This window comes from Curtobacterium sp. AC272 (genome assembly GCF_979258155.1).
Window position 1 is genome coordinate 2,800,185 of record NZ_OZ409838.1, and the last position, 13,799, is coordinate 2,813,983.

Sequence of the window (13,799 nt, forward strand, 5' to 3'; positions counted from 1 at the left end):
TCCGGGCCTCCCGGCCTGTGCAGGAGGGATCAGGCAGACGGATCCTGCGGCCACCCCGAGAACTCCCACCCGTCGACGGACGGGTGGTCCTCGCCCCGCGAGTAGGCGTACTCGCGGGCCGCGTCCCGTGCGGCGGACAGCCGGTCGAGCAACTCGGCGTGCGCGCCTGCGTCGACCCGCGTCAGGGCGTCGTGCGCCAGCGCGAAGCGGTCCATCTCGTTCCGCATGAGCATGTCGAACGGCGACGTCGTCGTGCCCCGCTCCAGGAACCCGTGCACGTGCAGGTCGTCGTGGCCGTTGCGGCGGTAGGTCAGCTGGTGCACGAGCGACGGGTACCCGTGGAACGCGAACACCGTCGGGGTCCCGGGCAGGAAGAGCTCGTCGTACCGCTCGTCGGGGATCGGGTGCTCGTGCTTCCGGGGGTCGCCGAGGGCGAGCAGGTCGACGACGTTGACGACCCGGACGCCGACCCCGGGAGCGTGCTGCCGGATGATGTCCGCGGCGGCGACCGCCTCGACCGTGGGGACGTCCCCGGCGCAGGCGAGGACGACGTCGACGCGACCGACGGTCTGCTCGGTGCCGGCCCAGTCCCAGACCCCGAGACCGGCGTCCGCGTGGGCGACGGCGTCCTCGAGGGACAGGAAGACGGGCTCGGGGTGCTTCCCGGCGACGATCACCTCGATGCGGTCGGTGGTCTCGAAGGCGTGTGCCGCGACGGCGAGCAGCGTGTTGGCGTCGGCGGGGAGCTTGATCCGGACCAGGTCCTGCTGCTTGGACGCGACGACGTCGAGGAACCCGGGGTCCTGGTGGGAGAACCCGTTGTGGTCCTGCCGCCAGACGTGCGACGACAGCAGGATCGACAGGTTCGACACGGGGGCACGCCAGTCGATGTCGGTCGAGGACTCGAGCCACTTGGCGTACTGCCCGACCATCGAGTCGATGATGTGGGCGAACGCCTCGTAGGTGTTCAGGAGCCCGTGCCGGCCGGAGAGGACGTAGCCCTCGAGCATGCCCTCCAGCAGGTGCTCGGACAGCACCTCGGTCACGCGCCCACGGGCAGCGAGGTGCTCGTCGCCGACCGCCCGTTGTGCACGCCACACGCGCGAGGTGACGTCGAAGACGGCGTCGAGCTTGTTCGAGATCGTCTCGTCCGGGCCGAAGAGCCGGAAGGTCGACGGGTTCTTCGTGATCAGCGCTGCGAGCCACGGGCCGAGCGTGCCGGTGGCCGAGGCCGTCGAGCCGGCCGGGACCCCGTACGCGTCGAGCGCTGGTCGGTCGAGGGCGGTCCGGATGCGCCCGCCGTTCGCGTGGGGAGTGGCGCTCATCCGGTCGTCGCCGGTGGGACGGATCGTCGTCATGATCCCGACGGGGTTCCCGTCCGCGTCGAAGAGGTCCTCGGGTCGGTAGGACCGCATCCACTCCTCGAGCTGGGCGCGGTGCGCGGAGTTCTCGCGGACCTCGGACAGCGGCACCTGGTGGGCACGGAACGTCCCCTCGATCTGCTGGCCGTCGACCTCCTTCGGCCCGGTCCACCCCTTCGGACTGCGGAGGATGATCATCGGCCAGCGCGGGCGCAGGTCGGCGGCGCCGGCAGGTTGCCCGGCAGCCGCACGTTCGGCCTGCGCCCGCGCTGCCGCCTGGATGTCGTCGATCGATGCGAGCGCTCGACGCAGGGCGCCGTCGAACAGGGCGTGCACGGCGTACGGGTCGTCGTCGACCCGCTTCGAGTCCACCACGATCGGCTCGTAGCCGAGGCCACGGAAGTAGGCGGTCAGGTCCTCACCGGGGATGCGGGCGAGGACGGTGGGGTTCGCGATCTTCCACCCGTTGAGGTTGAGGATCGGCAGCACGGCGCCGTCGGACACCGGGTCGAGGAAGGTGTGCGCCTGCCACGAACCCGCGAGCGGGCCGGTCTCCGCCTCGCCGTCGCCGACGACGCACGCCACCACCAGGTCGGGGTTGTCCAGGGCCGCTCCGTACGCGTGGGCGAGGGAGTAGCCGAGTTCGCCGCCCTCGTTGATGGACCCGGGCGTCTCCGGAGCCGCGTGCGACGGGATCCCGCCGGGGAACGAGAACTGCCGGAAGAAGCGCTGCAGGTCGTCGTCCGCGTACAGCTCGCCCCACGTGCCGTCGAGCCAGGCGTTCGCGTTCATCGCGGGGCCGCCGTGGCCCGGGCCGCAGACGTAGAGGAACTCGCGTCCGGTCTCGGCGATCAGCGCGTTGCAGTGCGCGTACACGAGGTTGAGGGCGGGCGAGGTGCCCCAGTGTCCGAGCAGCCGTGGCTTGATGTCGTCAGGCTCGATCGGCCGTCCCAACAGCGGGTTGTCAAGCAGGTAGATCTGCCCGACCGTCAGGTAGTTGGCGGCACGCCACCAGGCGTCGACCGCCCGGAGTCGGTCGGTGGTGGAGAGCTGTGCAGGAGCCATGTCCCCACGCTACGAAACGTCGGCCCCGTGAACCTCAGGAAACCCGTTCCAAACCGATCGCGGGGGTGCGCCGAATGAGTTGCACAGGGCAAAAGCCCAGGGCGCTCTCCGGTCAGACATGGCCGTTGTTCAGCGTACGCACAGGAGCATACGTCGGCCGTCGGCCGGGGTGCCCACACAGCAAAGGACACATCACCATGCGCAAGAGCCTGAAGACCTCCATCACCCTCGCCACGACCGGCGCCCTCGTGCTCGGCGGTGCCGCGTTCGGCATCTCCTCCGCACAGGCCTCCACCCCCGCGATCCACACGGTCTCGTCGTCGTCGTCGAAGATCCCCGCACCGGTCGCCTCGGTCCCCGAGGTCCTCGGTGGTTCCACCGCCGTGAAGCTCGACTCCGGCTTCACCGACGCCCTCACCGCCCTCAAGCTCACCCCCGGCGTCTCCGGGGACGCGACCCTGGCCGACGGGTCGGTGTCGTTCCCGATCACCGCCGGGTCGGTCACCTACTGGTCGCCGGACGGCAACTACAAGCCCTACGTGCAGGGCCTGCTCAACCACGACGACTCCGGCCTGACCCTCAAGGCCGGCGACACCACCGTCACGCTCGAGAACTTCGTCGTGAACCCGGGCTCCTCCAAGCTCTACGGTGACGTCCTGGTCAACGGCAAGGTCGCCGCGTCCAACGCGTACCTGTTCGAGCTCTGGGGCGGTTCCCTCAAGCCCCTCCAGCTCGAGGGCGACAACGCCATCCTGACCGGCACCACCGTCCACGTCTCCGAGGACGCCGCCGGCCTGCTGAACAAGACCTTCGGCACCGACGCCGTCAAGCGCGGCCTCCTCGTCGGCACCGCCACCATCACCGCACAGATCAAGTAACACCCCGCACCACACGCACCACCGCACCACACGTGAAGGGCCGCCCCGGGCAACCGGGACGGCCCTTCACCACGTTCAGCGACGCCGGTGCCACCACCGACGAGGTCGCTCGTCAGACCCGGCCGCCAGTGCGGCCGCAGCCGCTGCGGCCTCGGCGAGACGGGCATCTCGGCGCTCTCGCCACGCGGTCACCTCGTCGTCGACGTCCCGCAGCGGCGTCACGACCGGCGGCCCACCGAGCAGCTGGCGTCGGGCCTCCTTCACCCGTGCGTTGAAGTCCACCAGGACATCGCGCACGTCGGCCGCTGTCGACAGCGCGTCGAGGGCGTCGTCGAGTTCCGCGTCCTCGGTGCGGAGTGCGAGGGCGGGCGGGGCGATGCCGCGGATGTCCTCACGTTCGATCTTGGAGCGGATCCACCAGTCCGGGTCGTGCTGCCCGTCGTTCCCGGGCAGGGGCTTGCCGTGGTACGGATTGCCCTCGAAGACGCCGCGGCGCTCGGCCTCCTCGATCTGCGCCCGAGCATGCGCGGCGACGTCGGCCGCCTTGAGCAGCCGACGTTCCTCACGCACCTCGTCCGGATCGAGCGACCCCCGCTCGATCTCACTGTCGACCAGCTGCTGGTAGCGGTAGCGAGCGGCCCTGCGGAGCCGGTCCATCCGTGCATCGACGTCGTTCATGGCCCCTCCATGATCACTCCGAGCGGTCGTCCTCGCCAGTCAGTTCCTCGATGGTCAGCGCTGCCTGGATGAGCGCCAGGTGCGACAACCCCTGCGGGAGGTTGCCCATGAAGGAGCCGTCCTCGCTGATCATCTCGCTGAACAGCCCGACGTCGTTCGCCTGGCCGACCATCTCGTCCATCAGGGTCCGAGCGTCGTCGATCCGGCCCGTGCAGGCCATCGCGGCAGCGAGCCAGAACGAGCACGCGACGAAGGGCGACTCCTCGTCCTCGATGCCCGAGTAGCGGTACACCAGCGGTCCGCGCTGCAGCTGCTCCTCGATCGCCCGGATGGTCGACGCCATGCGTGGGCCGCGGTCGAAGGAGCTCATCGCGTGCAGCAGGATCGACGTGTCGAGCGCATCCGAACCCGGGTACATCACGTAGTGCCCGCGTTCCTCGTCCCAGCCGTGCTCGGCGACCCACTGCTCGATGAGCTCGCGGTTCTCGACCCACTTCTCGCGCGGCCCGTCGATCATCCCGGCGTCGTGGAGGTCCACCGCGGCGTCGAGGGCCTGCCAGCAGCCGATCTTGCTCGTGACGTAGTGCTGGGTGTCCTCGAGCTCCCACATGCCCGAGTCCGCCTCCTCCCACCGGTGGCAGGCGTCGTCGGCGAGTTGCTGCAGGACGGCCGCGGTCTTCCGGTCCAGGACGTTGCCGGCGTTCACGTACTGACGCAGGATCTCGAAGACGTCACCCCAGACCCCGAGCTGCAGCTGGTCGCCGGCGCGGTTGCCCACCGTCACCGGGCCGATGCCGTTCCACCCGGGGACGTCGCGCTCCTCGACGTCGTCGCTCTTCGTGCCGTCGAGCTCGTAGAAGATCGGCATGTCCTCGTCGTGCTCGGCGATGGTGCGCATCACCCACGACACCGCCGCGTGCGTCTCCTCGCGCAGGCCGAACCGGGTCAGGGCGTGCACGGTGTACGACAGGTCGCGCACCCAGGCGAACCGGTAGTCCCAGTTCTTGCCGCCGGTCCGGTCCTCGGGCAGGCTCGTGGTCGGCGCCGCCGCGATCGCACCGGTCGGCGAGAAGATGAGCAGCTTCAGGGCGAGGGCGCTGCGCTGCACCGCCTCGGCCCAGGGGCCGTCGTAGGAGAACTCCTCCGACCAGGTCGCCCAGTTGTCGATCGTCCGGTCCATCGCGGCGAGTGCACTCTCCGGCCGCGGCATGAAGATCGGCTCGTCGTGCGTGCCCACGATGGTCAGGATGTGCTTCGATCCGTCGTCGGTGGTGAACCGGCCGGAGAAGCGCGGGCGGTCGTCGTCCACCGGGTCGAACCCCTGCTCGACGATCGCGATCGTGATGCCGTCGATGCCGATGACGGCACCGTTCGCGGTGTCGAGGCGCTTCGGTTCAGCAGTGCCCAGCAGGGTTCCGGGCACGACGGCCCACTCGAACTCCACGGAGCCGCTGACCCCCTGGACGCAGCGCGCGACCTCGGCCCACGGCAGGCGGCCGGCGACACCGGTGACCATCGCGTCCGTCACGGTCGCCCGCCCGGACGGTGTCGTCCACGTCGTGACGAGCACGTTGGTGCCGGGCAGGTACTCGCGGGTCACCTCGGCCGACCGGTCCACCGGGCGGAGCGCCACGTGGCCGCCGTGTTCGGCGTCGAGGATCTCCGCGAACACGGGCGGCGAGTCCATCGAGGGGATCGGCAGCCAGTCGATCTGCCCGTCGCGGGCGATGAGCGCCACGGTCCGGCCGTCGCCGATCGCTCCGTAGGTGCGGAGCGGGGCGTACCCGTCGGTGCGTGCGTGGGTGTCGACCGCGTCGAGGGTGTCTTCGGTGCGCTCCGTCATGCACCCAGACTGCCCGCGCCCGGGGCACGACCATCAGGCGGACGTACCCCGCTGTGGAAGGCACGGAACGGGCCCACAGCTGTGCACGACCCGCGACACGCCCGAGTGAGTTGCGCATCCCGGGCGTGTCGCACTACTGTCGCTCTCCTGCCCATCGGCAGGACGCCAGCGGCAGCAACGCCGCCGGCAGAAACGCCCGCCCCGGGCACACCGGAAGGACCGCGCATGCGCGCCGTGCAGCACAACGAGGAACGCGTCGAGCTCCAGCTCGACGCGACCGCCGTGCTGCCCGAACCGCAGCAGCAGCGGTCCCTCCGCTATCCCGCGTAGGCACGGTACGTCCCACGACGCCCCGTGCCCACCCGGCCCGGGGCGTTCGTCGTCCTGCTCATCCTCGCCACGTCGTGCTCGACGTCGCCCGGAGCGCAGGCCGGACACCGTCCCGGACCGTCATCGAAGACCGTCCAGACGACCGTCCAGACGACCGTCCAGACGACCGTCCTGAAAGCGAGACGAAGCAATGAAGAAGATCAACGACCGGCTGCTGAGTTGGGCCTCGATGCTCGAGGACAACACCGAGCAGCAGGCCCGCACGACCGCACGCATGCCGTTCGTGTTCCCGCACCTGGCCCTGATGCCGGACGCCCACCTCGGCCTCGGCGCCACCGTCGGTTCCGTCATCCCGACCCTCGGCGCGGTCATGCCGGCTGCCGTCGGCGTCGACATCGGCTGCGGCATGATCGCGGTCCGGACCCAGTTCACCGAGGCCGACCTGCCCGCGGACCTGCAGGAGCTGCGCGAGCAGATCGAGCGCGCGATCCCGCTGTCGGCGGGCGCGTCGAACCGCAAGATCGTCGCGACCGCCGAGCCGCGGATCGCCGAGCTCGAGGCGATGGCCGACGCCGCCGGGTTCGACCCCGCGCAGGCGCACGGCGGCTGGCGCAACCAGCTCGGCACGCTCGGCTCCGGGAACCACTTCATCGAGGTCTCCCTCGACGAGCAGGACCGCGTCTGGCTGTTCCTGCACTCTGGATCGCGGGGTGTCGGCAACAAGATCGCACAGCGGCACATCACGGTCGCCAAGCGGCTGATGGAGCGCTGGTGGATCCAGCTGGCGGACCCCGACCTGGCCTACCTGGTCGAGGGAACGCCCGAGTTCGACCGGTACATCGCCGAGCTGCGGTGGGCACAGCACTTCGCCCTGCTCAACCGCGAGGAGATGATGGACCGCGTCGTGCGGCAGCTGTCCGAGGTCGTCGGTACCCCCGTCGACGAGCAGGAGCGGATCAACTGCCACCACAACTTCACGCAGCGAGAGACGCACTGGGGGAAGTCCGTGTGGGTGTCCCGCAAGGGAGCGATCCAGGCGACGGCCGGACAGGCCGGGCTGATCCCCGGGTCGATGGGCACGGCGTCGTACGTCGTCGAGGGCCTCGGCAACAAGCCGTCGCTCGAGTCGTCGCCGCACGGTGCCGGCCGGCTGTTCTCGCGGAGCGCTGCACGCCGGACCTTCACGCACGACCAGCTGCGCGAGGCGATGGTCGGCATCGAGTACCGCGACACCGACGCGTTCCTCGACGAGATCCCGGGCGCGTACAAGCCGATCGACCAGGTCATGGCGGATGCGTCGGACCTCGTGTCGATCCGGCACACGCTGCGGCAGGTCGTCAACGTGAAGGGGGACTGACGTGACGGTCGCGACCCTGCCCGACGTCCTGCGCGCCGTCGAGTCCGCGTGGGTGGCGCGGCCCGAGCGTGACGTCTCGTGGCCGGCCCCTCATCCGGACCGCGATCCGCTGGACGAGGAGTACTCCCGCGTCACCGACCCCGAGCGGTACCTCGTGATCGGTGCGCGCGTGGACGTCTGGGTCGAGGTGCTCGTCGACCTCGGCCTGGCCGAGCGGACCACGCGGCCCGACGGCGTCCTCCGGCTCGTCCCTGCCGTCGACGGCGCGCTGCCCCTCGACGTCGACGTCAGGTCGATGGACGGTCTCCCGGGCACCGCCGTCGACCTCTCCGTCGGCGACCCGGCTGCCGTGGTCGGATCACTGCCGAACTGCGGGTGCGATGCGTGCGACGACGGCTCCGAGACCCTGCTCGAGGCGGTCGACGAGATGTTCGTCGGGATCCTCGGCGGCGGCTTCGTCCTCATCGACTCGAAGCACTCGTCGATCGTCGCGACGGCGGACGGCTGGAGTGCCACGGGCAACACCGGGGACGTCGCTGCGGCGGTCGCCGCAGCGCGGCGCGGCGAGCGCCGTCGGGGCGGCGCACCCTGGTCGGCGCGGCCTGGTGGGTGCGCTGACGACGGTGCAGACGGGAGGCGCGGATCGGACCCGCCCCGCGCCTCCCGTCTGGTGCCGGGCAGCGTCCACAGCCCGGCGCGGCCCGGACAGACCGGCCCGCGTCGGGCACGCTTGACCGGATGAGCGACACAGCAGAGCACGCAGCACGGGAGACCGGACGACAGGTCCGACGAGCGGCGGACAGCCGCTGGTTCGAGCTGACCGCTCGCGCCGGCTTCGTCGGCAGCGGCATCGTCCACCTGCTGATCGGGTACCTCGCGATCCTGCTCGGCATCGGCAACGCGTCCTCCGGCGGTGAGACCGACCAGTCCGGAGCACTGCAGCAGATCGCGGCCGTTCCGGGCGGGGTCTTCCTGCTCTGGCTGATCGCGATCGGCACGGCCGCACTCACCGTGCGGCTGATCGTCGAGGCCATCGTCGGCGGCCGGTCGGACAGCACGCGCGGGTGGCTCGCCCGGGCGAAGGACGTCGCGAAGGCCGTTGTCTACGGCATCATCGCGTACTCGTCGGCGTCGTACGCCCTCGGTGCCGGGTCGAGTTCCAGCAGCTCGTCGCAGAGCGCCGCGGCGAAGACCCTCGCGACGCCCGGCGGGGTGTTCGTGCTGCTCCTCGCCGGCGCGATCGCGGTCGCCGTCGGCATCGGTCTCGTGGTGATCGGGTGTCGGCGGACGTTCCGGAAGCAGATCACCCGGCCGTCCGGGACGCTCGACCGGGTGGTCACGGTGCTCGGGGTCGTCGGGTACGTCGGCAAGGGCATCGCCGTGGTCATCGTCGGTGTCCTCATCGGTGTGGCCGGACTGCGGAGCGACCCGGACCAGGCGACGGGCCTCGACGCGGCGTTCGACGCGGTGCGCTCGATGCCCGGCGGCGTGTTCGTCCTGGTCGCGATCGGCATCGGGTTCCTCGCCTTCGGCGTCTACAGCTTCTTCCGCGCGCGGTACGCCCGCCTCTGACGTGCCGGGCGAGCTCGGTCCGGCTGAGGAGCACGGAGCCGGCGCCGGTAGACCGGTCCGATGAGCACCAGCGCGACGACCGGACCCGTGACCGTCTTCTCCGACGCCCGGGCGGTCCTCGCCGAGAGCATCGTGTGGGATCCGTCGGAGCAGCTCCTCCGCTGGACCGACATCACCCTCGGCACCCTCGTCACCGCGCAGTCCGACGGCACCGTCGTGTCGACCGTCCCGCTCCCGCCGCCGCTGGCGAGCTTCCAGCCGCGGGCCTCCGGCGGGTTCGTCGCGGCGCTCGGGGACACCGTCGTCGTGACGGACGAGCACGGCGTGGTCGAGCGCGAACTCACCCGCGTCGAGCACGCCACGGCCGGGCTCCGGTTCAACGAGGGCAAGTGCGACCCGTTCGGCCGGTTCCTGGTCGGCAGCATGAACCTGACGACGGGCGAGCCGGACGGCGCGCTGTACTCGGTCGAGGCGGACGGTGCGACGCGCGTGCTCCGCGGCGGCTTCGGCGTGACGAACGGCTTCGAGTGGTCGGACGACGGCACCGTGATGTACGTCACCGACACGAGCGCATCGACGATCTACCGTGGGTCGTACGGTCCGGACGGCGAACTCGGCGAGCTCGAACCGTTCGTGGTCGGCCACGCCCACGACGGTCTGGTCCGCGACGACGAGGGCTGCTCGTGGAGTGCGGTCTACGGCGGCGGCCGGGTGGAGCGGTACGGCCCCGACGGGTCGCACCTCGAGACCGTGGAGCTGCCCACCCCGAACGTGACGTCGGTGGCCTTCGGCGGCCCCGACATGTCGACGCTGTTCGTCGCCTCGGCCCGGGAGAACCTCACCGAGGAGCAGCTGGAGGAGCACCCGTCCTCGGGGGCGATCCTGGCGGTGCCGACGCGGGTGCACGGGTTCCCCGCGAACACCTTCAGCGGCTGACCGGGCGGGAGCGCACGCTGCGGCGGTGTCCGCGGGTATCGTGGGCGCTCGCCCGACCCGAGGAGACCCACGTGAACGACGAGCGCACGGCAGCCACCCCGGACCCGGCCAGCGAACTCGCGGAGGCCGAGAACGCCGACGTCACCGTCGAGGTGGACCGGGTCGCGGTCGACGGCACGTACGTCCGCGTGAGTTCGATCGGCGAGCCGGGGGAGCGCGCGTTCCTGCTCGTCGCCGGCCTCGGCATCGCGGCCACCTACTACGAGCGGCTCGCCCCGCACCTCAACGAGAACGGCCCGGTGCACGCCCTCGACCTGCCCGGCTTCGCGGGCGTTCCCCGGTTCCGCGGGAAGGTCTCGATCGAGCGGTACGCCGACGCCGTCGAGAAGGTCATCGACGACCTCGGCCTGGTCGACCCGGTCCTGGTCGGCCACTCGATGGGCACCCAGGTCGTGACCGAGGTCGCGGCGCGGCACCCGGAGATCTCGGACCTCGTGCTCATCAGCCCGGTCGTCGACTCGCACGCGCGCACGGTCCGCCAGTCCGCGTTCCGGTTCCTGCGGTCGACCCTGCACGAGCCCTCGGCGGTCCGGTGGCACGGCATCACGGCGTACGCGCTGTGCGGATGGCACTGGTTCTCGAAGGTGCTGCCCCGGATGATCGCGTTCCCGATCGAGGAGCGCGCCGCCCACGTGCAGGCGCGTACCCTCATCGTCCGCGGCGAGCACGACGCGATGGTCCCGCGGGACTGGATCCGGCGGCTCGCACGGGTGTTCCCCTACGCGGTGCTGCGCGAGGTCGTCGACGGTGCCCACTCCGTCATGCACGCCCAGGCGGACGCGGTCGCGCAGCTGGCGGTCGCACACGTCGACCACCGGCTGCCGGACCGCGGGGTCGGTTCGCTGCAGCGGGTGCGCGACGACTCGACGGCGTCCGACCTGTCGCGCCTGAGCCCGAGCGAGGCGTGGATGCTCGTGAAGTCGCGCTTCGTCGAACTGGTCGGCATGGCCAAGAACGACGACGAGACGCTCGAGGCGGCGAAGTCCGCCCACGCGGTCGCGATGGCCGACGGGGACGACCTGCCGGTCGACCCCGCCGACCGCAAGGCGGTCGTCGACGCCGTCGCACCCGAGGCTGACCCGAACCGCTGACACCGGGCACTGCACACAGCGGACAGGAGGCCCGGGGCCGGTGCCGAGAACCGGCACCGGGCCTCCCGTCGGTCGCGTCCAGGGCGACCCGTGCGCCGGTCAGGCCGTGATGCGGCCCGGCAGCATGTCGGGCGTCAGCGCGTGCGCCTCGGCGAGGACCTTGCGGGCCTCGTCGGTCTTGTCCCACACGTTCCAGAGCAGCACGCCGCGAACCAGGTCGTCGTCGTCCAGGTAGTAGACGACACCGGTGACGGTGGGGTCCTGCCAGTCCTCGACCGTGCGGAGCTTCGTGGAGACCTGCCCCACCGCTTCGTACCCCATGTCGAAGACGTCGGAGTAGAACATCGGCGTGTGGTCGTAGGTCTCGTCGGCGTCGGCGAGGTTCCGGCCCGCCTGCCGACCCTGCTGCTGCGCGTTGTCGACGTGCTCGACCCGGCGGGTCCCGAGGATCCGGTCCGGGTACTCGGCGACGTCGCCGGCCGCGAAGACCGAGTCGTCGTCGGTGAGCAGCGTCGACGAGACCACGATGCCGTCGCGCACGGTCAGACCGGCGTCGGCGGCGAGCTGGGTGGCGGGCTCGATGCCGAGTCCGGCGACCACGGCGTCCGCTTCGAGCACGGAGCCGTCGTCGAGCGTGAGCGTGACCCCGTCGGCCGTCTGCGTGCCGGACTCGACCCGGCGTCCGAGTCGGAGGTCCACGCCGGCGTCGGCGAAGCGCTGCTGGAACGCCCGCGCGAGGTCGTCCGGGAACATCCGGCCGCCCACGATGTCGTCGGGGTCGACCAGGGTGACGCGGGCGCCGTTCTGCACGACCCCCGCGGTGATCTCCTGACCGATGTAGCCGCCACCGACGACGACCACGTGCGCCCCGGCGTCGGCGAGCTCGCGGAGCTTCCGGTAGTCGTCGGCGCTGCGGTAGTCGAGCACGCGGTCCGAGGGCTCCAGGCCCGGCAACCCGCGGGGCTTGCCGCCGGTCGCGATGAGCAGCCGCTCGTAGCCGTGGGTCTGGCCGTCGGCCGTGGTCACGGTCTTCGCGGCCCGGTCGATCCCCGTCACCGCGGTGCCGAGGACGAACGACGCCCCGGTCTCCTCGGTGTGCAGGTCGACCTTCTCGTCCCAGCTGAAGTCCGGGTCGGTCCACAGCTTCTTCGACAGGGCGGGGCGGGCGTAGGGCCGGTCGACGTCCTCACTGAGGATGCCGATCGTGCCGTCGGCGTCGAGCTCGCGGACACCGCGGGCTGCGGCGTCGGCGACCATCCCGCCGCCGATGATGAGGTATCGGTAGTCGGTCACGGTGCCTCCCGGCGTCAGATCGTGGCGACCGAGCCGGAGTCGACCCGGTAGTTGGAGCCGTTGACGAAGCTCGCGAGATCGGAGCAGAGGAACGCGATGACGTTCGCGACCTCCTCCGGCTCACCGCGGCGCTTCAGCTCCATGTAGGGACGTTCCTCGTCGAGGAAGCTCGTGATCGCGTCCTCGAAGCTCTGGTTCGTCTCCTTCGCCCGCTTGTTCATCATCGCGTCCGTCATGGGCGTGTGGATGAACGCGGGGCTGACGGTGTTCACGAGCACGCCCTCCTGCGCGTAGGTGCGCGACAGGCCCTTCGCGAACGACAGGACCTCCGCCTTCGCGGCGCAGTAGGGCAGTTCGTCGTCGTAGGGCTGCGAGGCGTCCTCGGACACGAGGTACACGATCCGGCCCCAACCGCCCTGCCGCAGGTCGCCGATGAACTCGCGCGTGATGCGGACAGGACCCATCAGGTCGACGTCGATGGTGTCGGCCCAGCCCTGCTCGTCGATCTCGTGGAACAGTCCCTGGGCGCCGGTGACGCCCGAGGACTGCACCAGGATGTCGATCGCGCCGACGGCGTCCCGCACCTTGCCGTGCAGGTCCGCCAGGCTCGCCGCGCTCGTGACGTCGGCGGCGAACGCGTGCAGCTTGCCGAGCGGCGCCTCGAGTTGGTCGGCGCTGTTGTCGAGCTGCGCCTGGTCGAGGTCGCTCACGACGACGGTCGCACCCTCCGCCAGGAGGATGCGAGCCGTGTTCCAACCGATGCCGGAGTCGGCACCGAAGACGAGAGCGGTCTTGCCCTGGATGCCGAGGTCCACGGGGCCCGCTAGGCGTGCGCCGAGGCGTCGGCGACGGCGGGCGTCGTGGCGGAGGCCAGCGGCGTGCTCGGTGCGCGGTTCTCGGCCGAGACCATCCACGCGAGCTGCTCGAGGCGCTCGATGAAGCCGTGGAGCAGGTCCGCGGTCGTCGGGTCCTCTTCGTCGACCTCGTCGTGCACGTCGCGCATGGTGCCGGTCGCCTGGTAGAGGCGGAGCGTCACCTGGTCGATGGCGTCGTGCGTCGTGATCTCGCCCTCTGGGAACTGGTCGAGGTGGCTCGACGCGGCGACCGTGCTCGAGCGTCCGTCCGGCACGGCGTACAGGGCGCGCATGCGCTCCGCCGTGTCGTCGGCGAACTCGCGTGCGGCATCGACGATCTCGTCGAGCTGCAGGTGCAGGTCGCGGAAGTTCGTGCCGAGGATGTTCCAGTGGGCCTGCTTGCCCTGGAGGTGCAGGTCGATGAGGTCCACGAGGACCGCCTGGAGGTTCTTGGCCATCTTGTCCGAAGCGTGCATGGTGG

Annotated in this window: 12 protein-coding genes; 6 read left to right on the plus strand and 6 right to left on the minus strand. The window is 70.9% G+C overall.

Annotated elements, in window-relative coordinates:
• Positions 1-29 precede the first annotated feature (29 nt).
• On the minus strand, positions 30-2,426 hold the full coding sequence (locus tag ACZZ0J_RS14450) for a phosphoketolase family protein (protein WP_463437484.1): 2,397 nt from the start codon (positions 2,424-2,426) through the stop codon (positions 30-32).
• Positions 2,427-2,623: 197 nt separating this feature from the next.
• Between ACZZ0J_RS14450 and ACZZ0J_RS14455 the strand changes: the two genes are divergently transcribed.
• On the plus strand, positions 2,624-3,304 hold the full coding sequence (locus ACZZ0J_RS14455; RefSeq protein ID WP_123353869.1) for a hypothetical protein: 681 nt from the start codon (positions 2,624-2,626) through the stop codon (positions 3,302-3,304).
• Between the two features lie 75 nt (positions 3,305-3,379).
• Here the strand turns inward: ACZZ0J_RS14455 and ACZZ0J_RS14460 are convergent, their stop codons facing one another.
• Together ACZZ0J_RS14460 and ACZZ0J_RS14465 are read right to left on the minus strand one after the other, a co-directional pair.
• Positions 3,380-3,982, minus strand: coding sequence for a DnaJ family domain-containing protein (locus tag ACZZ0J_RS14460; protein WP_463437485.1), 603 nt, complete (start codon positions 3,980-3,982; stop codon positions 3,380-3,382).
• A 13-nt stretch (positions 3,983-3,995) separates the two neighbouring features.
• Complete coding sequence (locus ACZZ0J_RS14465; RefSeq protein ID WP_463437486.1) at positions 3,996-5,825, minus strand: glycoside hydrolase family 15 protein; 1,830 nt, start codon at positions 5,823-5,825, stop codon at positions 3,996-3,998.
• Between the two features lie 520 nt (positions 5,826-6,345).
• Between ACZZ0J_RS14465 and ACZZ0J_RS14470 the strand changes: the two genes are divergently transcribed.
• The 5 genes from ACZZ0J_RS14470 to ACZZ0J_RS14490 all read left to right on the plus strand — a co-directional run bounded on the left by ACZZ0J_RS14470 (position 6,346) and on the right by ACZZ0J_RS14490 (position 11,171).
• A complete protein-coding gene (locus tag ACZZ0J_RS14470) occupies positions 6,346-7,512 on the plus strand; it encodes an RtcB family protein (protein ID WP_463437487.1) in 1,167 nt (388 codons plus the stop codon).
• 1 nt (position 7,513) lies between these two features.
• Entirely contained in the window at positions 7,514-8,254 is a 741-nt protein-coding gene (locus tag ACZZ0J_RS14475; protein WP_463437488.1) for a DUF6226 family protein, read from the plus strand.
• Complete coding sequence (locus ACZZ0J_RS14480; protein WP_463437489.1) at positions 8,251-9,084, plus strand: DUF1206 domain-containing protein; 834 nt, start codon at positions 8,251-8,253, stop codon at positions 9,082-9,084. Before ACZZ0J_RS14475 ends, ACZZ0J_RS14480 begins: the two co-directional genes overlap by 4 nt.
• Positions 9,085-9,144: 60 nt before the next feature.
• Positions 9,145-10,020, plus strand: a complete 876-nt coding sequence (locus ACZZ0J_RS14485; protein WP_463437490.1) for an SMP-30/gluconolactonase/LRE family protein — start codon at positions 9,145-9,147, stop codon at positions 10,018-10,020.
• A gap of 71 nt (positions 10,021-10,091) precedes the next feature.
• Positions 10,092-11,171 (plus strand): alpha/beta fold hydrolase, encoded by a 1,080-nt coding sequence (locus ACZZ0J_RS14490; RefSeq protein WP_173169969.1) that lies wholly within the window; start codon positions 10,092-10,094, stop codon positions 11,169-11,171.
• 99 nt (positions 11,172-11,270) lie between these two features.
• Here ACZZ0J_RS14490 and ACZZ0J_RS14495 read toward each other — a convergent pair whose 3' ends face one another.
• From ACZZ0J_RS14495 to ACZZ0J_RS14505, 3 genes are read right to left on the minus strand one after another with little or no spacing between them, the layout of a single operon-like run.
• Positions 11,271-12,464, minus strand: a complete 1,194-nt coding sequence (locus tag ACZZ0J_RS14495; protein WP_463437491.1) for an NAD(P)/FAD-dependent oxidoreductase — start codon at positions 12,462-12,464, stop codon at positions 11,271-11,273.
• A gap of 14 nt (positions 12,465-12,478) precedes the next feature.
• Entirely contained in the window at positions 12,479-13,279 is an 801-nt protein-coding gene (locus ACZZ0J_RS14500; protein WP_463437492.1) for an SDR family NAD(P)-dependent oxidoreductase, read from the minus strand.
• Positions 13,280-13,287: 8 nt separating this feature from the next.
• A complete protein-coding gene (locus tag ACZZ0J_RS14505) occupies positions 13,288-13,794 on the minus strand; it encodes a Dps family protein (protein ID WP_123339938.1) in 507 nt (168 codons plus the stop codon).
• Between the last annotated feature and the right edge of the window lie 5 nt (positions 13,795-13,799).

Coding starts and splice junctions, on each gene's coding strand:
- ACZZ0J_RS14505 (WP_123339938.1), bottom strand. CDS start 13,794: ATGCACGCTTCGGACAAGATGGCCAAGAACCTCCAGGCGGTCCTCGTG.
- ACZZ0J_RS14470 (WP_463437487.1), top strand. CDS start 6,346: ATGAAGAAGATCAACGACCGGCTGCTGAGTTGGGCCTCGATGCTCGAG.
- ACZZ0J_RS14455 (WP_123353869.1), top strand. CDS start 2,624: ATGCGCAAGAGCCTGAAGACCTCCATCACCCTCGCCACGACCGGCGCC.
- ACZZ0J_RS14485 (WP_463437490.1), top strand. CDS start 9,145: ATGAGCACCAGCGCGACGACCGGACCCGTGACCGTCTTCTCCGACGCC.
- ACZZ0J_RS14450 (WP_463437484.1), bottom strand. CDS start 2,426: ATGGCTCCTGCACAGCTCTCCACCACCGACCGACTCCGGGCGGTCGAC.
- ACZZ0J_RS14480 (WP_463437489.1), top strand. CDS start 8,251: ATGAGCGACACAGCAGAGCACGCAGCACGGGAGACCGGACGACAGGTC.
- ACZZ0J_RS14460 (WP_463437485.1), bottom strand. CDS start 3,982: ATGAACGACGTCGATGCACGGATGGACCGGCTCCGCAGGGCCGCTCGC.
- ACZZ0J_RS14465 (WP_463437486.1), bottom strand. CDS start 5,825: ATGACGGAGCGCACCGAAGACACCCTCGACGCGGTCGACACCCACGCA.